This is a genomic window from Ensifer sp. 38_S197, from assembly GCF_056924495.1.
Window position 1 is genome coordinate 1205108 of the sequence record NZ_JBXOVZ010000001.1, and the last position, 19185, is coordinate 1224292.

Annotated in this window: 17 protein-coding genes and 2 pseudogenes; 16 read left to right on the plus strand and 3 right to left on the minus strand. The window is 60.9% G+C overall.

The window, feature by feature from the left end; all coding sequences use genetic code 11:
- Positions 1 to 139 precede the first annotated feature (139 nt).
- The 10 genes and pseudogenes from AC1Z3V_RS05485 to AC1Z3V_RS05530 all read left to right on the plus strand — a co-directional run bounded on the left by AC1Z3V_RS05485 (position 140) and on the right by AC1Z3V_RS05530 (position 9799).
- On the plus strand, positions 140 to 1576 hold the full coding sequence (locus tag AC1Z3V_RS05485; RefSeq protein WP_483497689.1) for a pyridoxal phosphate-dependent decarboxylase family protein: 1437 nt from the start codon (positions 140 to 142) through the stop codon (positions 1574 to 1576).
- A 17-nt stretch (positions 1577 to 1593) separates the two neighbouring features.
- Positions 1594 to 1740 (plus strand): annotated as a pseudogene (locus AC1Z3V_RS05490) (CopG family transcriptional regulator); the annotation flags it as partial.
- Positions 1740 to 2014 (plus strand): annotated as a pseudogene (locus AC1Z3V_RS05495) (type II toxin-antitoxin system RelE/ParE family toxin). The pseudogenes AC1Z3V_RS05490 and AC1Z3V_RS05495, both read left to right, overlap by 1 nt.
- Before the next feature lie 111 nt (positions 2015 to 2125).
- A complete protein-coding gene (pepT, locus tag AC1Z3V_RS05500; protein WP_483497691.1) occupies positions 2126 to 3358 on the plus strand; it encodes a peptidase T in 1233 nt (410 codons plus the stop codon).
- A gap of 57 nt (positions 3359 to 3415) precedes the next feature.
- Positions 3416 to 4348: a cupin domain-containing protein gene (locus AC1Z3V_RS05505; RefSeq protein ID WP_483497692.1), complete on the plus strand. Its 933-nt coding sequence runs from the start codon at positions 3416 to 3418 to the stop codon at positions 4346 to 4348.
- Positions 4349 to 4575: 227 nt separating this feature from the next.
- Positions 4576 to 5853, plus strand: a complete 1278-nt coding sequence (locus AC1Z3V_RS05510) for an ABC transporter substrate-binding protein (protein ID WP_483497693.1) — start codon at positions 4576 to 4578, stop codon at positions 5851 to 5853.
- Between the two features lie 97 nt (positions 5854 to 5950).
- The gene (locus tag AC1Z3V_RS05515) at positions 5951 to 6811 is read left to right on the plus strand and encodes a carbohydrate ABC transporter permease (protein ID WP_483497694.1); all 861 of its coding nucleotides are present in this window, start codon (positions 5951 to 5953) and stop codon (positions 6809 to 6811) included.
- Positions 6811 to 7632, plus strand: a complete 822-nt coding sequence (locus AC1Z3V_RS05520) for a carbohydrate ABC transporter permease (RefSeq protein ID WP_483497695.1) — start codon at positions 6811 to 6813, stop codon at positions 7630 to 7632. Before AC1Z3V_RS05515 ends, AC1Z3V_RS05520 begins: the two co-directional genes overlap by 1 nt.
- Positions 7633 to 7666: 34 nt before the next feature.
- Positions 7667 to 8713, plus strand: coding sequence for an NAD(P)-dependent alcohol dehydrogenase (locus AC1Z3V_RS05525; RefSeq protein ID WP_483497696.1), 1047 nt, complete (start codon positions 7667 to 7669; stop codon positions 8711 to 8713).
- A gap of 3 nt (positions 8714 to 8716) precedes the next feature.
- On the plus strand, positions 8717 to 9799 hold the full coding sequence (locus tag AC1Z3V_RS05530; RefSeq protein ID WP_483497697.1) for an ABC transporter ATP-binding protein: 1083 nt from the start codon (positions 8717 to 8719) through the stop codon (positions 9797 to 9799).
- 10 nt (positions 9800 to 9809) lie between these two features.
- Here the strand turns inward: AC1Z3V_RS05530 and AC1Z3V_RS05535 are convergent, their stop codons facing one another.
- Positions 9810 to 10916, minus strand: coding sequence for a hypothetical protein (locus AC1Z3V_RS05535; protein ID WP_483497698.1), 1107 nt, complete (start codon positions 10914 to 10916; stop codon positions 9810 to 9812).
- Between the two features lie 610 nt (positions 10917 to 11526).
- Here AC1Z3V_RS05535 and AC1Z3V_RS05540 point away from each other — a divergent pair.
- From AC1Z3V_RS05540 to AC1Z3V_RS05560, 5 genes are all read left to right on the plus strand, one after another.
- Positions 11527 to 11838: a hypothetical protein gene (locus tag AC1Z3V_RS05540; protein ID WP_483497699.1), complete on the plus strand. Its 312-nt coding sequence runs from the start codon at positions 11527 to 11529 to the stop codon at positions 11836 to 11838.
- Between the two features lie 535 nt (positions 11839 to 12373).
- The gene (locus AC1Z3V_RS05545; RefSeq protein WP_429819471.1) at positions 12374 to 12751 is read left to right on the plus strand and encodes a hypothetical protein; all 378 of its coding nucleotides are present in this window, start codon (positions 12374 to 12376) and stop codon (positions 12749 to 12751) included.
- Between the two features lie 121 nt (positions 12752 to 12872).
- On the plus strand, positions 12873 to 13547 hold the full coding sequence (locus AC1Z3V_RS05550; RefSeq protein ID WP_483497700.1) for a response regulator transcription factor: 675 nt from the start codon (positions 12873 to 12875) through the stop codon (positions 13545 to 13547).
- Positions 13544 to 15013 (plus strand): sensor histidine kinase, encoded by a 1470-nt coding sequence (locus tag AC1Z3V_RS05555; protein ID WP_483497702.1) that lies wholly within the window; start codon positions 13544 to 13546, stop codon positions 15011 to 15013. The genes AC1Z3V_RS05550 and AC1Z3V_RS05555 overlap by 4 nt, the downstream gene beginning before the upstream one ends.
- Before the next feature lie 244 nt (positions 15014 to 15257).
- Positions 15258 to 16511, plus strand: coding sequence for an adenylate/guanylate cyclase domain-containing protein (locus AC1Z3V_RS05560; RefSeq protein WP_483497703.1), 1254 nt, complete (start codon positions 15258 to 15260; stop codon positions 16509 to 16511).
- Positions 16512 to 16566: 55 nt separating this feature from the next.
- Here AC1Z3V_RS05560 and hutC read toward each other — a convergent pair whose 3' ends face one another.
- Together hutC and AC1Z3V_RS05570 are read right to left on the minus strand one after the other, a co-directional pair.
- Positions 16567 to 17346, minus strand: coding sequence for a histidine utilization repressor (hutC, locus tag AC1Z3V_RS05565; RefSeq protein ID WP_483499562.1), 780 nt, complete (start codon positions 17344 to 17346; stop codon positions 16567 to 16569).
- Between the two features lie 143 nt (positions 17347 to 17489).
- On the minus strand, positions 17490 to 17666 hold the full coding sequence (locus tag AC1Z3V_RS05570) for a hypothetical protein (protein ID WP_483497705.1): 177 nt from the start codon (positions 17664 to 17666) through the stop codon (positions 17490 to 17492).
- Positions 17667 to 18053: 387 nt separating this feature from the next.
- Here AC1Z3V_RS05570 and repA point away from each other — a divergent pair, with 387 nt between their 5' ends.
- On the plus strand, positions 18054 to 19184 hold the full coding sequence (gene repA / locus AC1Z3V_RS05575) for a plasmid partitioning protein RepA (RefSeq protein WP_483499563.1): 1131 nt from the start codon (positions 18054 to 18056) through the stop codon (positions 19182 to 19184).
- The last annotated feature ends 1 nt before the right edge of the window (position 19185 follow it).

Here is a 19185-nt window from a genome sequence, read left to right on the forward strand (position 1 = left end):
GGCCAGCTGAGCAACAGGCTCGCCGACACCATCTCCAGGTCGCGGCCTGCCGGTCAGGTCCTTGCCGAGCAGTGTCCGGTCGTAGAGGATGCCAACCAAACCGAAGGCTAGTGCAGGCGGAGCGAACGGGAGTTAGTAAATGGACCAGAAGAGTTTCAGTGAGTGGTCACTAAAGGCCGCAAAATGGGGTGCCGACTATCGTGCTTCGCTGCGCGACCGGCCGGTGCGCGCAAGGACGGCACCCGGTGCGATTGCCGCGCAGATACCATCGCGGCCGCCGCGAACGGGCGAGGATATGCAGGCGATCTTCGAGGATTTCGAGAAGATCATCCTGCCGGGCATGACCCACTGGCAGCATCCTCGTTTCTTCGCCTATTTCCCGGCGAATGCGGCACCGGTTTCCGTCGTTGCCGAGTATCTCGTCACCGCCATGGCGGCGCAGTGCATGCTCTGGCAGACCTCACCGGCGGCAACCGAACTTGAGACGAAAGTGCTCGACTGGCTGCGCCAGGCAATCGGCCTGCCGGACGGCTTCTGCGGGGTGATCCAGGACTTTGCCTCCTCGGCGACGCTTTCGGCCGTGCTGGTCATGCGCGAGCGCGCGCTTGACTGGCAGGGCAACAAGAGGGGGCTGGCAAGCCAGCCGCAGCTTCGCATCTACTCCTCCGATCAGGTGCATACCTCGATTGACCGGGCGATTTGGGTCTCTGGCATTGGCGAGGAAAACCTGGTGCGCATCCCGGCCAAGGGTCCAAGGCGGGCCATGGACTGCCAGGCGCTCGAAGCTGCCATCCTTAGAGACAAGGCGGCGGGCCTGCTGCCGGCCGGCGTGATCGCTTGCACCGGTGGCACAAGCACCGGCGCCTGCGACGATATCGCGGAGGTGGTACGGGTCGCGCACGCCCATGGTCTCTACGTCCATGTCGACGCCGCCTGGGCCGGTGCCGCGATGATCTGCGAGGAATTCCGGCAACTTTGGACCGGCGTCGAGCAGGCGGACTCGATCGTCTTCAATCCGCACAAATGGCTGGGCGCGCAGTTCGATTGCTCGGCGCATTTCATTCGCAGCCCGGATGATCTGGTCAAGACGCTGGCGATCCAGCCGGAATATCTGAAAACCCATGGCCGCGACGGTATCATCAACTATTCCGAATGGACGATCCCGCTCGGCCGGCGCTTCCGGGCGCTGAAGCTCTGGTTCCTGTTGCGCTTCCACGGGCTGGAGGGTCTGCAGACAATGATCCGCAACCATGTGCGCTGGTCGGAGCAACTGGCGGAACGGCTTGCGGAGCACAAGAACTTCGAAGTCGTGACTCTGCCGATGTTGTCACTGTTTTCGTTCCGCCACCGCAGTGAAGGGGATCCGGACGCCCACAACATCGCGCTCGTCAACGCGATCAACGACGACGGCCGCATCTATCTGACGCAAACCCGTGTCGACGGTCGCGTCGCGATCCGCTTCCAGGCGGGTCAGTTCGACATGACGGAGGCGGACGCAGAAACCGCTTTCGAAGTCATCATCGAAGTCGCTGCCGCGCTGAATAAGCATCAGAAGCAGACGGAAGCCAACCCATGAACCATCTCCGTTTTCCCGCTTGGGTGGACCAGGAAGAAGAGCGGCGCCGGTTGACGCTCGAAGCGCTGGCCGATGTGGATGCCGGAGGTGTTATCGATCACCAGGCCGTGCAGGCCTGGGCGGACAGCCTCGACAGCGACACGGCGCTTTCCATTCCGCAATGATGGGACTGAAATGGACGAAAAAGGCGTTACCGATCTGGCACACGCCTCTTCGCGTTTCTGGCGCCCGTCAACAGGAAGGCGGCGGCGCGAACCGTCCAATCCCTGGTAAGCGCCCCGACCGGCTGATCGAATAGCCTCGTCTCGGCGAGCGGCTTGACGAATTTGCACCTCGCGAAGTTCGGCTCCGCTCGTTGGGCATTACGAGATGCGCTATGACACTCATGAGACGACGATCCACATACCTCGTATCTGGCATACACGCGAAGATCGATGAACCATCGGCATCAACTGAGCCATCGCGCCCACGTCTGCATCAATTCCAATTTTGAGAAATCATGTGGCGGGGGTATAGCGGTTCCAAGCCCACCTTCATTGGATTCCCGCCATGACCGATACCGTTCTCGACCGCTTCCTTCGTTACGTCGTCATTGACACGCAGTCCGACGCCAGGTCGAAGACCCAGCCTTCCACGGAGAAGCAGAAGAACCTCGGCCGCGTGCTTGTCGAGGAACTGCTGGCAATCGGGCTTGCCGACGCCCATCTCGACGAAAACGGCTATGTCTATGCCACGATCCCTTCGAACGTGGACAAGCCGGTGCCGGTCATCTGCTGGTGCTCGCACATGGACACGGCTCCTGACTTCACCGGTACGAACGTCAAGCCGCAGATCGTCAGCAACTATCCGGGCGGCGACATTCAGCTCAAGGGCGATCCGCAACAGGTGATCCGCGTCAGCGACCATCCGGTCCTGAACGACCAGATCGGCAATGACATCATCACGACAGACGGTACGACGCTGCTCGGTGCCGACGACAAAGCCGGCCTTGCCGAAATCGTCACGGCCGCGCAGATCCTCGTCGACAATCCCGATATCAAGCACGGTACGATCAAGCTGCTCTTCACCACCGACGAGGAGATTGGCCGCGGTGTCGACAAGGTCGACCTGAACAAGCTTGGCGCTGAGTTCTGCTATACGGTCGATGGCGAAACCGCCGGCCATATCGAGGATGAAACCTTCTCCGCCGATGGCGTCGAGATCGTCATCCACGGCGTTGCCATCCATCCGGGCTTTGCCAAGGACAAGATGGAGAACGCCATCAAGATCGCCAGCGCAATCATCAGCCGGCTACCGCGTGACGTGTCGCCTGAAGGAACGGAAGGCCGCGACGGGTTCGTGCACCCGACGAGTGTCACGGGTTCCATGGACAAGGCCCAGCTCGGTTTCATCGTACGCGATTTCGATGAGGCCGGACTTGCCCAAAAAGAAGCGATGCTCGAAGCAATCGTCAAGGACGTGATGAGCGCCTACCCCGGCTCCACCTTCAGCTTCGAGGTCAAGGAGCAGTATCGCAACATGAAGGCCGTTCTCGACCGCCATCCGGAAATCGTCGAGAACGCGATCGAGGCAATCCGGCGCGCCGGCATGCAGCCTGTACGCGGCAGCATCCGCGGCGGCACCGATGGTTCGCGGCTCTCCTTCATGGGCCTACCTTCGGCCAACCTCTTTGCAGGCGGCCATGCCTTCCACTCGCCGCTCGAGTGGGTCAGCCGACAGGACATGGAGAGGAGCGTCAAGACGCTCGTCGAACTGGCAAAGATCTGGGCGGAGCGCGCCTAAGGCAAGTATTCTGCGAGGGAGACGAGCGATCGGAACGGCACGAACAGGGGCTGGGCAATGAGCACGACGCGAAGCACCAGGCGCGCGCCGGCAAGGCCCGCTTCGCTTGCAGCCAATCCGCCGACGTTCGAGCACATCGTCACCAACGTCGACGAAACGTTTCTCTGGCGTCTCGACGACTATCCTTGGGAGCGAAACGTCTGGAATTTCCATCCGGAGATCGAGATCCATCTCATCCGGAAGGCCTCGGGCCTTGCTTTCGTCGGCGATCACATCGGAGAGTTCGGCCCGGGTTATCTCACGGTCATCGGCAGCAACCTGCCGCACGACTGGGTAACGGCCACCGAACCTGACGAGATCATCGAAGGGCGTGACATCGTCATCCAGTTTCATCCGGATCGCATGCGCGCGATCATCGATGCCCTACCGGAGTTTGCCGAACTCGAGGCCTTCTTCTCCCGCGCTGAACGCGGTCTGGTTTTTCATGGTGAGACCCGCGCAAAAGGTGCCGAGCTGATCGAGCGCATGGGCGATCTCAAGGGGCTCTCACGCTTCTCGCTGTTCATCCAGCTCCTCGATCTTCTCGTCAACACCGACGAGTTCGAGCTGCTTTCTTCGCCGGAATTCGCGCCGGAGTTAGAGGCGCAATCGCTCGACGTACTGCGCGGCGCACTCGCCTTCATCTACGAGAACATCGCCACCGACATCCACCTTGCCCACCTCGCCAAACGCGCCGGGATGAGCGAGACGGCATTTTCCCGCTTCTTCAAGAAGAACACCGGCAACACCTTTACCGACCACGTCAACAAGCTGCGCATCTGGCAGGCCTGCAAGCTGCTTGCCGAAACCGACATGCCGATCACCGACATCTGCTTCGAAGTCGGCTACCTCAACATCTCCAACTTCAACCGCACCTTCCTGCGTCAGCACAAGATGACGCCGTCGGCCTATCGGCGGCTGACGGGACAACGTCGACCGGCACGCCTCTAGATCCTTTCCGCGATAGCAAAACAATGAATCCTTGCATTTGCTGCACCGCAAATAGATCGATCGAGCTTGCAATAGCGCATGAAAGTATAGAATCGCCGCATCGCGCACGCTAGTTCGACACGTCATTGCGCCTATCATCGGGATCAGCGAAACGGTTCGCTATCGGAAAAACGCGCCGGATCTGAGGAGTTTCCAGCGCGCATCGCAGACCTGGGGAGGTCCTTCACATGACAAAAGCCAAGACGCTCGTTTCGAGCATCGCCTTCGCATGCCTTCTTTCCACCGGGCTCACGACGCTGGCAGCTGCTGCCGAATGCTCCGGCACGATCAAGGTGCTCGCCCAGCCGCGTGACGGCCTGACGCTGCTCGAAGATTACAAGTCCGAATTCGAGAAACTCTCCGGCGGCGCATCCTTCGAGATCGATTATCTCAACGAAAACGACCGGCGTGCCAAGACCAAGGCCGACGCCTCGACCATCGGCAAATACAACGTCTATTACATCGATGAAGCCAATGTGGCGCTCTTTGCGTCCGCCGGCTGGGTCGCGCCGCTGATGGACTACTATCCTGCAGAGTACGACTACGCCGATTTTGATCCCGGCCGGCAGAAGGTCGCGACCTATGACGGCAAGGTCTGGTTTGCACCGATCACCGGCGGCGGCGACCTCATGGTCTATCGCAAGGACCTGCTCGAAGCAGCCGGCATCGCGCCGCCAAAGACGCTCGACGAATACATCGCGGCCGTAAAGAAGCTCAACCAGCCCGACCAGGGCATCTATGGCACCGCCCTTCGCGGTCAGCGTGGCTCGGGTGCCAATGTCTGGCGCTGGATGCCGCTCTTCAAAGGGTTTGGCGGCAACTGGTTCGACGGCAAGACGCCCGTCTTCGATGGCGAGCAAGCGGTCAAGGCGACCGAAACCTATCTCGAACTGTTCAAGTATTCGGCACCGGGCAGCCAGACCGGTGGCTGGGACGAGGCGGTCGGCGCCTTCACTTCGGGACAGGTGGCGATGCTGATCGAATCCACCCCGCTCGTCGGCATGGCGATCGATCCGAAGTCCTCGAAGGTCGCCAGCAAGGTCGGCTACCTGCCGCCCCCGGCACCGCTGACGGGCGGCGGTTATGGCCATGGCCTGGCAATCGGCACCAAAGCCAATAAGGATGAGGCCTCCAAGGCTTGTGCCGGTCTCTTCATCGCCTGGGCGACTTCGAAGGAAAACGAGGCGCGCCGGCTCGAAGCCAACCAGTTCAGCGAACTCAACCGCACCAGCATCATGACCAGCTCAAAATTCGCTGAGCTCTATGGTCCCGATCTCGGCCAGGCACTTGCCGACACCGGCAAGGTCACCGCCGTCAACTTCTGGCAGAGCCCGCAATGGCCTGATCTCGGCGACCGCTGGGGCATCATCCTCGAAGAGCTGATCACCGGCACGCGCACCGACATCAAGGAAGGTCTCGACGAACTCGACGGCTTTGCCAAGGACTTGGTCGCCCGCAGCCAATAAGCCGCTTCCTCCCAAGGGGGCCACCGGCCGGCGTGAGTTTCGCCGGTGGCCCCGCACCATCGGGAGCGCGTCGCGCTTAGCCGTAGGACATCATCATATGAAACAGAAAAACAGCCTGCCGGCGGTATTTCTCACCCCGGCGATGGGGATCCTTGCCGTTCTGGCTCTCGTGCCGACGGCCTATGCGATCTACATATCCTTCCAGAACCGGGAGCTCAGCCGCCCTGATGGCAGCTTTGTCGGCTTCGCCAACTACGTCGACCTCTTCTCGGATCGGCGCTTCATCAACGCGATCGGCGTCTCCTTGACCTGGGAAGCGGTAACGGTCGGCATGACCCTCCTCATCGCCGTCGGCCTCGGCATCCTGCTCTTCGAATGCGTCTCGCCGCGCATGCGCAACCTGCTGGCGCTGTTGTTTCTGGTACCGGTGATCCTGCCGCGCGTTTCCGCAGCCTTCGTCTGGAAGTTTGCCTTCCATCCGCTCTACGGCATCGCCACCTACCCCTACAAGGCGATAACCGGCGAGCCGCTCGATCTGCTCTCCAATCCGACGACGGCGCTTGCGACCGTGGCGCTGGTGGACGTGTGGCAATGGGGCCTGTTCTTCGCCGTCATCGTGCTGAAGCTCTTGGAAACCCTGCCGCCGCAACCTTTCGAGGCAGCACGGCTCGACCATGCCCGCACCTTCGAAATCTATGCCTTCATCGCGCTGCCGATGCTGAAGGCGCCGCTGATCTCGCTCGCCTTCGTCAAGATGATCGAGTCGTTGCGCGCCTTCGATCTGATCTATGTCATGACCCGCGGCGGCCCCGGCATCGCGACGGAGACGCTCGACATGTACGCCTTCTCGCAAGGTTTCATCGAGTCCGGCCGCATCTCCTATGCCTCCAGCATGGCTGTTCTGATGATGATCGCTACCTCGATCGCCTTCACCTTCATCTGGAAGAGGGTGCAGTGATGACCGCCCACACTCTTGGCCGCTTCGTTGGCCGGCTGATCCTCGGCATCGCCGCCTTCTCTGCCGTGTTTCCAATGTTCTGGACGACGCTCAACGCCTTCAAGAACCGCGTCGACATCGTCACACCGACGCCGCTCTTCATCTTCGAGCCGACACTTGACAACTTCGCCTACGTGCTCGGGCGCGAAAGCGTCTTTGCCGGTCTCATCAATTCGCTGCTGATATCGGGCGCTTCGGTGCTGATCGGCGCGATCCTCGGGCTTCCGGCGGCCTATGCGATCGCACGCTATCCGAACCGCTGGTCGCGCGACATCCAGTTCTTCGTTCTATCGCTGCGCTTCCTGCCGCCGGTGGCGATCGCCATTCCCCTGATGGTGATCTGGCTCGACTTCGGGCTTTACGACACGCGTCTGTCGATGATCGTCACCTATTCGCTGCTGACGCTAGCGACCATCATCTGGCTGAGCGTCCCGGCCTTTGCCCGCGTGCCGAAGGAGGTCGAGGAGGCCGCGCGCGTCGATGGCTATGGCCCCTACGCGGTCTTCTTCCTGGTCGCGCTGCCGATCGCGCTCCGCTCGCTGATCGGTGCCGTCGCCTTTGCCTTCGTGCTCGTCTGGAACGAGTTCCTGATCGCGCTGATGCTGACGACGTCCGACGCCAAGACGCTGCCGATCGTCGCCTCGGAACTGACCCAGCTCGGCCGCGACGTGCCCTGGGGCATCCTCAATGCTTCCGTCGTGCTGCTCTCCATCCCGCCCCTGCTCTTCATCGGGGTTCTCAGCGGCATGCTCAACAGCGCTTTCAAGCGCAAGACCCAATGAAGACCGAGACCTGGTAAAAACAAGGAAGTCCCACATGCAAGCATTGGTCCTCGAGCAAAAAGGCAAGCTCGCGATCAGGGAGATCGATCTCCCCCTGGAGCTCGGCCCCGATGACGTCAAGATTGCCATCCACACCGTCGGCGTCTGCGGTAGCGACGTGCATTATTACACCCATGGTGCCATCGGCCCTTATGTGGTGCGCGAGCCGATGGTACTCGGCCATGAGGCGGCCGGCACTGTCGTCGCCGTCGGCAGCAATGTCGAAACGCTCGAAGTCGGCGATCGGGTCTGCATGGAACCGGGCATTCCCGATCTGGCGTCACGCGCCGCCAAGCTCGGCATCTACAACGTCGACCCGAAGGTACGCTTCTGGGCGACGCCGCCGGTCCATGGCGTACTCGCCCCGTTCGCCGTGCACCCCGCCGCCTTCACCTACAAGCTCCCTGACAACGTCTCCTTTGCCGAGGGCGCCATGGTCGAACCCTTCGCGATCGGCATGCAGGCAGCCGCCCGCGCACGCATAGCGCCCGGCGACGTCGCCGCAGTCATCGGTTGCGGCCCGATCGGCATCATGGTGGCGCTCGCCGCCCTTGCCGGCGGCTGCAGCCGCGTTTTCATCTCCGATTTCAGCGCCGAGAAACTGGCGATTGCCGCGCAATATCCGGGCATCACACCGGTCAACATCGCCGAGGGCTCGTTTGCGGATGTGATTGCCGCCGAGACCGGCGGCTGGGGTGCCGATGTCGTCTTCGAAGCGAGCGGCAGCGCCAAGGCGTTCTCGGGGATCTTCGATCTGGTCCGACCGGGCGGTGCCATCGTGTTGGTCGGCTTGCCGGTGGAAGCGGTGCAATTCGACGTGCCGGGGGCGATCTCGAAGGAGGTCCGCATCGAGACGGTGTTTCGCTACGCCAACATCTTCGATCGGGCTCTGCAACTGATCGCCTCCGGCAAGGTCGACCTGAAACCACTGATCACGGACACATTCCGGTTCGAAGACAGCATCAAGGCCTTCGAACGCGCCGCCTCGGCGCGGCCGACCGATATCAAGCTGCAGATCCTCATGGACAGCGGGAAGGATTGAGCCATGGCGAATATCGTCTGCTCCAACGTCGACAAGCAATACGGTGCCGTCGATGTCATCAAGGGTTTCAACCTCGATGTGGCCGATCACGAATTCATCGTGTTTCTCGGGCCTTCCGGCTGTGGCAAATCCACGTTGCTGCGCATGATCGCCGGCCTCGAGGACATCTCCGGCGGCACCGTGTCGATCGGCGGCCGGACGGTCAACGACCTGCCGCCGCGCGAGCGCGGCGTCGCCATGGTCTTCCAGAACTATGCGCTCTATCCGCATATGACGATCTACGACAATATCGCCTTCGGGCTGAAACGCATGAAGGTGCCGAAGGCGGAAATCGACACGCGCATTCGCGCCGTATCCGCAACGCTCGGGCTCGAGCCATATCTTGCGCGCAAGCCGACCGAGTTGTCGGGCGGTCAACAGCAACGGGTGGCGATCGCTCGCGCGATGATCAAGACGCCGCGGGTCTTCCTCTTCGACGAGCCGCTTTCCAATCTCGATGCTAAGCTCCGCAACCACATGCGCGTCGAGATCGCGCGGCTGCACCAGAAGCTGAAGACCACGACGATCTATGTGACGCATGACCAGCTGGAAGCGATGACGCTTGCCGACCGGATCGTGCTCATGAAAGGCGGCGCAATTGAGCAGGTCGGCACGCCCGCCGAGATCTACGAGCGGCCACGCACCCTTTTTGTCGCCGGCTTCATCGGTACGCCGAACATGAACTTCATCGATGTCACCGCCGAGAAGACCGAAGGCGGGTGGTTGCTGCGCAGCGCCGGTGGCAGCTTCTCTATTTCGGATGGAAAATTCGCCTTGCGCCATGGCCAGTCGCTGATGCTCGGGATTCGGCCGGCCGATCTGAAGATGGCTGAGACAGGGCCCAATCTTATCTCGGGCATCGCCGATCTCGTCGAATTTCACGGCAATGACGCGCTGGTGACCTTTCTTTTTGCCGGCAAGGAAATCGGCGCGCTGGTCAAGGCCAGCGCCTGCCCAAGGCCGCGCGACGCCGTCGCTTTCGCGGTCGAACCCGAAGGGCTGCATCTCTTTGACCGGGAAAGCGGCATCTCCCTGCTGAAATCCTGAGATGTCTCTATCAGCTCGGATTGGCGAACGAGGCGGCCGGGCGTGGTCCGGACGTCATCAGCGTGAAATCGAAGGGCGCTCGGACGTCGGCGTCGAGCACATATTGCCGGTGAACTCGGAGGAAATCGCGCTTGATCCTGCGATAGCGCTCCGGTGAAAGCATGTGCTTCAGCCGGATGAAGACGATCGGCGGCTGAGGTGCATCATGATGTCCGGCGAGCGCCACGACCTGGCATCTGTAAAAATTGATCGCATCGGTCAGGCATTGAACATCGAACCAGAAGATCTCCTTCATACGGGCAATGGCGCCGACGCGTGCCCGCAAGACCTCGGCCGAGCGAAGCAGCGCACATTGCAGAATCGCGCCGCCGAGGGTGACGAAGGTGATGCGTTTTCCCGCAAACAGGCCGGGCTCTCTTTCCACCAAAGTGCCGATGACCTGGGTGGCGATGCTGGAGCCCATGCTGTGGGAGCTGATGACATATTCGTCGGCGGGCTCGGCAAGCGCAGCGCGTACGGACGCCAAGCTATCTTCAACCCATTGCTTGAAATAGGGTTTCTCCAGACTGGCGACAGCGACCGCCAGCTCCCAATCGGAAAAGAGGTGCAGCGTGTGCCATCTGTCCGACCAGGGAAGAAAGAGCCGGAAGAAGACCACATATGCGACGATTGCGCCTAAGATCAGAAGCGATGTGTCAAGTCCGAGCCAATAGGGCGCCGTGCCGGTCAGCACGCTCAGAGCGAGGCCGATTGCCACCAGCAGGAACGGGAACAGGAAGAACAGACCAAAGCGCCACGCATGTTTGAAGTAGGACAAGGCGCCACCTTCCCAGACGACCCGCGCAGCACTCAAATACCCCGAAACCATTCTGTGCAGCGTCGACCGGCCGTTCAGCCTTTTGACGATTTCGTCGTGATCGAAGACGTAGACGCGGCTCGTCGTTCGCCAATCCTCGCCTTGACTGTTCACATCGAAGTAGCGGCTGGGCCCTTCGATCTGCACCGGTCCCACCTGGACCTCGATATCGTGAAGAGTGGCGGTCTTCACCGCCGATCGCTTGTAGCGCGCTTGATGTTTGACGGCGTCCAAGGGCTCAAAGCCCGGAAAGTGCAGCACGATTCGTTTCGTGACGTGCCCGGAGGGTCTGTCGAATGACAAGTGGATGATCTTTCAATAGGCGCAAAACGCCCGCTCCTGCTTCCCCGATAGGAAGCGGGAGCGGGCGCTCGGTGAGCGCCGGGTGGTCCCCAGCCTGCCGGAGAGGTCAACAATCTCGGTGTCGAGAATATGGCCGAGTGATACGATCCAACGGTGGGAACAGAATTTTTTTGACGCGGTTGGCCCAAGGTGCGCCCTCACAAATGCCAGCGATCTTGTACCCCCAAGCGTCGCCCGGTGCACCAGCCCTTACGTTTTCCTTATTCGCCTGGCCAATCTTCCCAAGCGATTTCCTACCTCCATTCGCGCTAACAGGAGATCGCGAGCAAATGCCAACGGTGTCATGAATGGCTTCGCCTTTATGGCGCCGCTTTTCGATGGCTTCAGACGCGCCGTGCCGCCCGGAACCCTTGGAGCCCTCGGCACGTTCCACCTTTACAGAAATCGGCCTGGTTTCGGTTGGCGGGTATCCGCCGTAGCCGCGGGCCGCGAAAGCAGAAAAGAGCGCAGCCTCCGCCACCACCGGCCCTCCCCCGGTTTCGCGAGGCGCCTCGCAACGAGCAAGACAATGAAATTCAGGAATGGGTTCAAACTCACCTCCAAGGCAAGCCGCCGCTTGCCGACCGAATACTTCGTGCTCGCAGATATCGCGTTCGAAGGCGGCGTCATCGGTTACCTCGCCGGCCGCCCCATCCGCGAAGCCGTGACCGATCGCGACGGCCTGTGCTACCGTTTCGTCGGCGTGGCGCCACGCCTGCCTGGCGGCGGTTTCGACGTGCTGGCACTTCGCTCCGGCGAATGGATCGTGCTGCCCGGTCTCGTCTACGCGGCGGATACGAAAGAGAGTGCCACGCCGAACGAAGCGGACCGCGCAGCCTGACAGCAGCCTACCGGTTTATGGTCCATAGCGCACGATCCAAGGCGTCGACTGGCTCAATGTCTCAGCCATTTTCGTCTCGCAGAGCTGAACATTGCGGCTATTTGCCGTTGGCTCTGCCCGTGCGATGACTTTGACCTCGATCACCTCTGCAGTGAATCCACTGGAGTTATCGGCCGGAACGGAAGCCGTCCGCAAGCATCTGCGCCTCCAGTAGGTTTTCGTTGGCCCTGATCTCTCAGAACGACGCCGAGCACGCGCAACATCGGTTCGTAGGCCCGCAACTTTTTTGCATCGTCTTGCCCATCGCCAGCCGCTGCATCTTCTCCGATTCGGCTCTGGTTCGATGGCAGCGCGCCTACGTCCTGCGCTGATGCCGCGGATCCCGCAATGTCCCTGTAATCTTGCGCCTTTAGCACCCGGTCTCGCGCTGCACCACTCCGGACTCGCGATCGATCAGAGGAAGCGGCAAGTCAATGAACGACCGCAGTTGTGCGTCCGGGTGGCGCGGCACACCGCGCGCAAAGTGGGATCCGTCATGTTCTTCAGCAATGGGCGTCGCGCCCTCGCATGCCTCGCCGCCGCCATTTTCCTGACCGGTTGCGCTTCCGACACGATGAAAACCTACATCGGCCAGCCGGTCGAATCCGTCATCATCGACTACGGCCCGCCGACGAACATTCTCGATCTCGGCTGGAACGAGCGAGCCTATCAATGGCGCAAGATCTCGACGAATGTCGTCTCAGGCACGTCGAGCGGTGAAATCAGAGACACCCGGCGCGGAATGCGCTACGAGGAGTACACGACGCCGGGCTATGTCGAGGAACAGGAATGCTTCTACACTTTCTATGCCCGGATGCAGCAGGGCCGTTGGTACATCACCAATTTCCGCCAGCCGAAGCTGGAATGCGAGTGACGGCTTCCGCCGCTTTCGGCAAGGCGCACAGGATTACACGAGACTTGCTATAAGTGTTTGAATTTATGCCTTTTTTCATTGATTGATCGGCTCAGGAATACCTTTAATCGGGAGAAATTGCATGCGCATCCTGCTGCTGGAAGACGAGCCGGAAATGGCTTCGGCCCTGAAGGCGGCGCTGGAGCGGCGTCAGGTGATCGTCGATCACGTCTCGACGCTGGCCGATGCCGAAGCCGTCGCCGAGCTCTGGCCTTATGACGTCGTCGTGCTCGATCGCCGGTTGCCGGATGGGGAGGGGCTGAACCTCATTCCGAAACTGCGCAACCTCGGGGTCGCGGCGCCCATATTGATGCTGACCGCATTGGGGTCGATCAACGATCGGGTCGCCGGTCTCGATGCCGGCGCCGACGACTATCTTTCCAAGCCGTTTGCCGTTGAAGAACTCATGGCCCGCTTGCGGGCGCTCGCCCGCCGCCCGGTCTCATTGAAAGCCGAGCAAACCAAGGTTGGACGCCTGATCTACGACTTCCACTACCGCGAAGCGGCCGTCGACGACAAGCCGCTCGATCTCTTGCGCAGAGAGCGCCTTGCGCTCGAAGCCTTGATGCGTCGGCCGGGTCGCACCGTGCTCAGGGCGACGCTCGAAGAATCGGTCTACGCCATGGAAGACGAGATCGGATCCAATGCGCTCGATTCGCATCTGTCGCGCCTGCGTCGAAAGCTCGATGATGTCGGTGCCGGGGTCGAGATCAGGGCCATCCGCAACCTCGGCTATCTCCTGCGCGCAACGACATGACGAAGGCTCGGCCCCGCTCGCTGCAATGGGTGCTCGTGCGCCGCCTCATCCTGCTGCAGGCCGCGACATTGTTTGTCTTTATCGGGCTGCTTTTTTTGGCCATGTTCATCGTCCAGCCGCGCCTTCTCGTCGACAACGAAGCGGCGGTGGATGTTCTCGACCGCGCCGTCGGGCGCGATGCGAGCGGCGCCTTGATTGTCCGTGAGACCGAAGACCTTCGTGAGCTGCGCCAGTCCTACCCCAATCTCTGGTTCATCATCCGCGACGACGCCGGTCAGGTTCTGCGACAGGGAAACGTTCCTCCTCCCTATGACGAAAGCGGTGGCGACCTGCTGCGACGCGTGGAGGGCGCGAACCTGCTTTTCGATGAGGGCGGAACGCTGCCGGACGCGGTCCTCCACAATGCCGACACCGACGCCGGCCGCGTCCAGATCATCGCCTCGACCGTTTCCTCGCGACGCGACAACGGACCGCTGGATGTGCAGATCAGCATCAATGTCGACATGGCGCGCGACCTCGACGGCACGACGACCTGGACCGAGGTCGTTCCAATGATCGCACTGCTTATCCTATGCTTTCTGCTACCGATCGTTCTGGTCATGGGCGTGACCACGCTGGTCACGGCGCCGGCGGTCGTTCGGCGTTCCTTGGCGGGCCTCATATCGACGGCTGATCAGGCCGGCCGCATCGATATCGACAATCGAGCGGTCCAGCTCGAGACCGAACAGGTGCCGACCGAGATCGCACCGTTGGTGCGCGCCTTCAACAAGGCGCTGGCGCGGCTGGGCGAAGGATACGATCAGCGCAACCGTTTCCTCACCGACGCAGCCCACGAATTGCGCACCCCGATTGCGATCTTGAGGACCCGGGCCGAACTTCTCCAGGAGGCTCCGGAAAACACCCGTCTACGGCTGGATATCGAACGTCTGTCTCACCTCGCCCAACAGCTCCTCGACCGACAAGTGCTCGAGCATGCCGGTGGCGCGCTCGAGGTGGTGGACCTCGTTGCTCTGGCAAGAGCCATCGCTGCAGACTTTGCGCCTTTAGCGTTCGAAGCCGGCTACGAACTGGCGTTCGAAACCGAGGTGCCGACGGCGCGTGTCAGCGCCCGGCCACGCCAGATCGAACAGGCCGTCGCCAATCTGTTGCGCAATGCCATCGAACATGGCGGCGGCACCGGCACGATCACCGTGCTGGTCAATGCCGAGGGCGGCCTTGAAATCCACGACGACGGGCCCGGCATTCCCGTCGAGGAGCGCGAACGCGTTTTCGAACCTTTCTATCGCTTGCGTCCGCGATCCACCGGTGCCGGCCTGGGGCTCAATCTGGCACGGGAGATCGCCCGCCTGCATGGCGGCCGCATCGATATTCTTGTCGGCCCGTGGCAGGGCGCGCGCGTACGGCTGCAATTGCCGCTTCTCGACGGAGGCTGCCCGGCGCAGCAATCGACGCCGGCATCCGTGTGACCACGCCCTACGGCGCCGCGCGTCTACCACATGCACAAAGGTCGCCGCAGAACTTTGAATTGCTGCATGATTTTCTTCTTTGACCAGCGACGATCAAAGGAAACATGCGGTAGCCATCGCCTTTCTTCAAAAGCTCTCCGCCTCCCTCTTATCAAGGCGCCACTGATGCTCCACATTTGCAGCGATGCATCGCGAACGGTCGCCGAAGAGCGGCTGAGCGTTCGACCAGAATGGAGAATTGCAAATGCAGATGTCTTCGCAGGTCCCCTCCCCTTCGCTTGAGGAAGGAAGCTGGCCCACTCGACGCCGCAGCGTGCTGGACTGGCTGATCATCGAAACGCGCAACGAACGGTTTATCGACAACATCCTTGTTGAAATGTGCGAACGGCTCCAGGCGGCAGGTGTGCCGGTTGCGCGTGCGACCCTGCATTTCCGGATCAATCATCCGCAGTGGCTTGGTGCTCGCATTCTTTGGCGCAAGGGCCTGGCGGAGGCTGAAATCGATCTCTACGATTATGGGGTCCAAAACACCGCGCTCTATCTCAACAGCCCGCTCTATGTGATCAACAACGGCGGTACCGAGGTTCGCACGAACCTGGAAGCGCTCGCGGAAGAGCACGCTCAGAACTCCCTTTATGTCGACCTGAAGGCTGAAGGGCTGACGGAATACATTGCCTGGCCGCTTGAACACACGCTCGGCAAACGCCACGTCGTGACCTTCACCACCGACCGAAAGGGCGGCTTTGAGGATGAGCACGTCGCGTTTCTGTCGGATCTTCTACCCGCCTTGGCGCTGGTCAGCGAGATCCGACTGAAGAACCGGTTCGTGCGCACGCTGCTTGAAACCTATGTCGGCCCGCATGCCAGCGAACAGATCCTCGCCGGCGCCACGACGCGCGGCAGCGGCGTCACGGTCGGTGCCGCCATCCTGATTTGCGACCTGCGCAATTTCACGAAACTCTCTGACCTCTGGCCGCGTGACGACGTAATCGATCTGCTCAATGCCTATTTCGACGCGATGTCGGAGCCGATCGAGCGGCACGGGGGCGAGATCCTCAAATTCATGGGCGATGGCCTGCTGGCAATCTTTCCGCTCAGCAATGCCAATGCCGCCGAAAATCTGCTGCAGGCAATCCGTGAGGCTGAAGCGGCAATCGCCCTTCTCAACAAGGATAACCTCGAAAAGGGTCGTGAACCCCTTGGCTACGGGATCGGCGTCCATGTCGGGGATGTCATGTACGGCAATATCGGTTCGCGCCGCAGGCTGGACTTCACGGTGATCGGCCCCGCCGTCAACATCGCCTCGCGGCTGGAGAGCCTGACCAAGGAAACAAAGCGGCCCGTGCTTCTGTCCCGGGCGTTCGTGGAACTGGCAGGCTGCGCCTCCAGCATGGAGCATCTGGGTTCTTATCCGGTCAGAGGAATTGGCGAGCCGATCGAGGTCTTCGCCTTTTCCGGCAATGGCCCGGCACCGGTTCTGCGCGCGGTCGGAGAATAGTGGTTGTCCGCGGACAACTGCCGGGACGTCAGCGGGACAGAGGAGCGTTAGCCGGCTATCCGATTTGGCTCGGCGCGAACTGGGCCACGAGTTCGTGGCGGTCGCCTGGATAGGTCAACCGCACATGCGTGACCGGCGCGCGCCCGCTCCAGGTGCGGCGCTCGATGACCAGGCAGGCAGTGCCGGTCGAAATGTCGAGCGCTTGCGCTGCGATTTTGTTCGCCGCGACAGCGCGAATGCGATGTTCGGCCGTACTCCACGGCACCTTGCCGAGCAGCCATGAACCGGGCGCGGCGGCCTCAAACAACTCCGCCTCCGCCTCCGGCACCGCCGCGAGGCTGATCAGGCGTTCTTCGAAACAAAAAGGACGACCGCCGGCAAAGTGCCGGCACGTTACTTCCAGCAGTCTTGCCGATGCCGGAAGATCCAGGCGTTCGACGTCCCGGCCTTCCACCTTGCGGATCTTTCGCTCGTCCAGTCGAAAACTGTAATCGAGGCCCAACGATTGGACCTCGAGCTTGACGTCGTGGATTTCCATGACCGCCGACTGCACCTGGGGAAAGGTGACGTAACTACCCGACTTGCGACGCCGCTCAATCAAGCCGCGCTTGACCAATTCGGTCAGCGCCTTGTTCACGGTCATCCGCGAGCAATCATACTGTTCCGTCAGTTCGTGTTCGAACGGGATGCGATGGCCCGGCGGCCATTCGCCGGAGAGGATGCGTCCTTCCACGTCCCCGAGAATACGCTGATGCAAAGACAAGGGCTGCCCTTGATTGTCGACGGCATCGTCGGGCTGATCGTTCGAAACGGTTCGGTCTTGCTTGGTGTCCATGACACCGAACTTAATCATTTCCCGGCGGCGAAACAGCCCTTCTCTCGCTGTTTCGTGCTTTTCCACCATAGCGGCGGATGTCCCGGCGCACTGTTGACAGGTGTCAACAACCGCAGTGCGGCCAAGCGCTTGTCACTTGATCGTCAATAGAGGAGATGCCAGGGCGTCAGGAATGCACGCGCCCATTCCTGATTGCGATCGGACTCTTCGCAGTCGGACTTTTCAACCGGTGCCGGCTCGATCTCTACTCTCGACTGCCGTGCGGCCTTCGGTGGCGGCGGCGCCAGATAGCCAAGGGTCATTCCACCAAGATAGAACATAACGAACCTTCTCGCGTCACGTCTCTGATGGAGGCAATGGTGACACAATCCGCTCACCTGTCAATAGTCTATAAATTCTATACTCTTTCAGATCTTCTCGCGATGGCAGAGAATTCGCATCGACAGCCCTAACGCCCCGGAACAGAAAACGCCAGTTGTCCGCGGACAACTGGCCGGGAATGGGCGTTCATTCGCCGGCAAAATGGGGCATTGGGTATAACTCGCTAGGCATTTGTAAAACCGAACCGAATCGGAGCATAGTGCAGCTGCGCAGATTGTTGCGATCTGACGATTTTTGCGCAGTTTTTGGGGAACTCAATGTTGCAACAGAAAATTCAAGGTCACGACGTACAGGAGCATCTGCCGACGCTTCTGGCTGCCGACGCTTTGGAACTGGCGCATCAGCTGCAGCAGCATCAAAAGAAGATCTTCCCTCCGCAAGCTGAGAAGGCAATGCGCCTCTTTAGTCCTGCCGAAGCTGCCGCCTTCATTGGAATCGGTGAAGGCTATCTAAGGCAGGTTGCCTCAGAGGGCCATGGGCCCGCTCCCTTGTCAAACGGTCGTCGCATGTACGCCGTAGAGGACATCGAACGCATCCGCCGCGTTCTCGACGAAGGCGGAAAGTCCGGGAAATACATCCCACACCGCCGCGGCGACGAGAAGCTGCAGGTTCTATCGGTCATGAATTTCAAGGGTGGGTCGGCGAAGACGACGACGTCTGCCCATCTTGCCCAATATCTGGCGCTGCGCGGCTATCGGACGCTTGCGATCGACCTCGATCCACAGGCCTCTCTCTCCGCCCTCTTCGGCCACCAGCCGGAACTAGACGTTGGCGAAGGCGAGACGCTTTACGGTGCGATCCGCTACGACGAGCCGCGGCCGATCGCCGACATCGTGCGTTCGACCTATACGACCAATCTTCACCTCATTCCCGGCAATCTCGAGCTCATGGAATTCGAGCACGAGACCCCGAAGGCAATGATGATGGGTGGTGCTGCCGAGACCCTTTTCTTCGCACGCATCGGCGACGTATTGTCGGAAATCGAGAGTTTCTACGATATCGTCGTCATCGACTGCCCGCCGCAACTCGGCTTTTTGACCATGTCGGCGCTCTGCGCCGCGACATCAGTCCTGATAACGGTGCATCCACAGATGCTCGACGTCATGTCGATGTCGCAGTTCCTGTCGATGACGAGCGAGTTGATGAGCGTCGTCGAGAAGGCCGGCGGTCGCACCAGTTACGACTGGATGCGCTATCTCGGCACGCGTTTCGAGCCGAATGACGGTCCACAAAGCCAGATGACCGGTTTCATGCGCGCCATTTTCGGCAATCGCATGCTGCAGAGCGCGATGGTGAAATCGACGGCCATTTCCGATGCCGGCGTGACGAAGCAGACACTTTACGAAGTCGAGCGCTCGCAATTCGTCCGCGGCACCTACGACCGCGCCATGGATTCGCTGAACCAGGTCAATGGCGAGATCGAAGAACTGATCCGCCAGGTTTGGGGGAGGAAGTAAG

Coding starts and splice junctions, on each gene's coding strand:
- AC1Z3V_RS05515 (WP_483497694.1), top strand. CDS start 5,951: ATGAAACAGAAAAACAGCCTGCCGGCGGTATTTCTCACCCCGGCGATG.
- AC1Z3V_RS05555 (WP_483497702.1), top strand. CDS start 13,544: ATGACGAAGGCTCGGCCCCGCTCGCTGCAATGGGTGCTCGTGCGCCGC.
- AC1Z3V_RS05485 (WP_483497689.1), top strand. CDS start 140: ATGGACCAGAAGAGTTTCAGTGAGTGGTCACTAAAGGCCGCAAAATGG.
- AC1Z3V_RS05550 (WP_483497700.1), top strand. CDS start 12,873: ATGCGCATCCTGCTGCTGGAAGACGAGCCGGAAATGGCTTCGGCCCTG.
- AC1Z3V_RS05520 (WP_483497695.1), top strand. CDS start 6,811: ATGACCGCCCACACTCTTGGCCGCTTCGTTGGCCGGCTGATCCTCGGC.
- AC1Z3V_RS05530 (WP_483497697.1), top strand. CDS start 8,717: ATGGCGAATATCGTCTGCTCCAACGTCGACAAGCAATACGGTGCCGTC.
- AC1Z3V_RS05510 (WP_483497693.1), top strand. CDS start 4,576: ATGACAAAAGCCAAGACGCTCGTTTCGAGCATCGCCTTCGCATGCCTT.
- AC1Z3V_RS05505 (WP_483497692.1), top strand. CDS start 3,416: ATGAGCACGACGCGAAGCACCAGGCGCGCGCCGGCAAGGCCCGCTTCG.
- pepT (WP_483497691.1), top strand. CDS start 2,126: ATGACCGATACCGTTCTCGACCGCTTCCTTCGTTACGTCGTCATTGAC.
- AC1Z3V_RS05570 (WP_483497705.1), bottom strand. CDS start 17,666: ATGTTCTATCTTGGTGGAATGACCCTTGGCTATCTGGCGCCGCCGCCA.
- AC1Z3V_RS05525 (WP_483497696.1), top strand. CDS start 7,667: ATGCAAGCATTGGTCCTCGAGCAAAAAGGCAAGCTCGCGATCAGGGAG.
- hutC (WP_483499562.1), bottom strand. CDS start 17,346: ATGGACACCAAGCAAGACCGAACCGTTTCGAACGATCAGCCCGACGAT.
- AC1Z3V_RS05545 (WP_429819471.1), top strand. CDS start 12,374: ATGTTCTTCAGCAATGGGCGTCGCGCCCTCGCATGCCTCGCCGCCGCC.
- AC1Z3V_RS05540 (WP_483497699.1), top strand. CDS start 11,527: ATGAAATTCAGGAATGGGTTCAAACTCACCTCCAAGGCAAGCCGCCGC.
- AC1Z3V_RS05560 (WP_483497703.1), top strand. CDS start 15,258: ATGCAGATGTCTTCGCAGGTCCCCTCCCCTTCGCTTGAGGAAGGAAGC.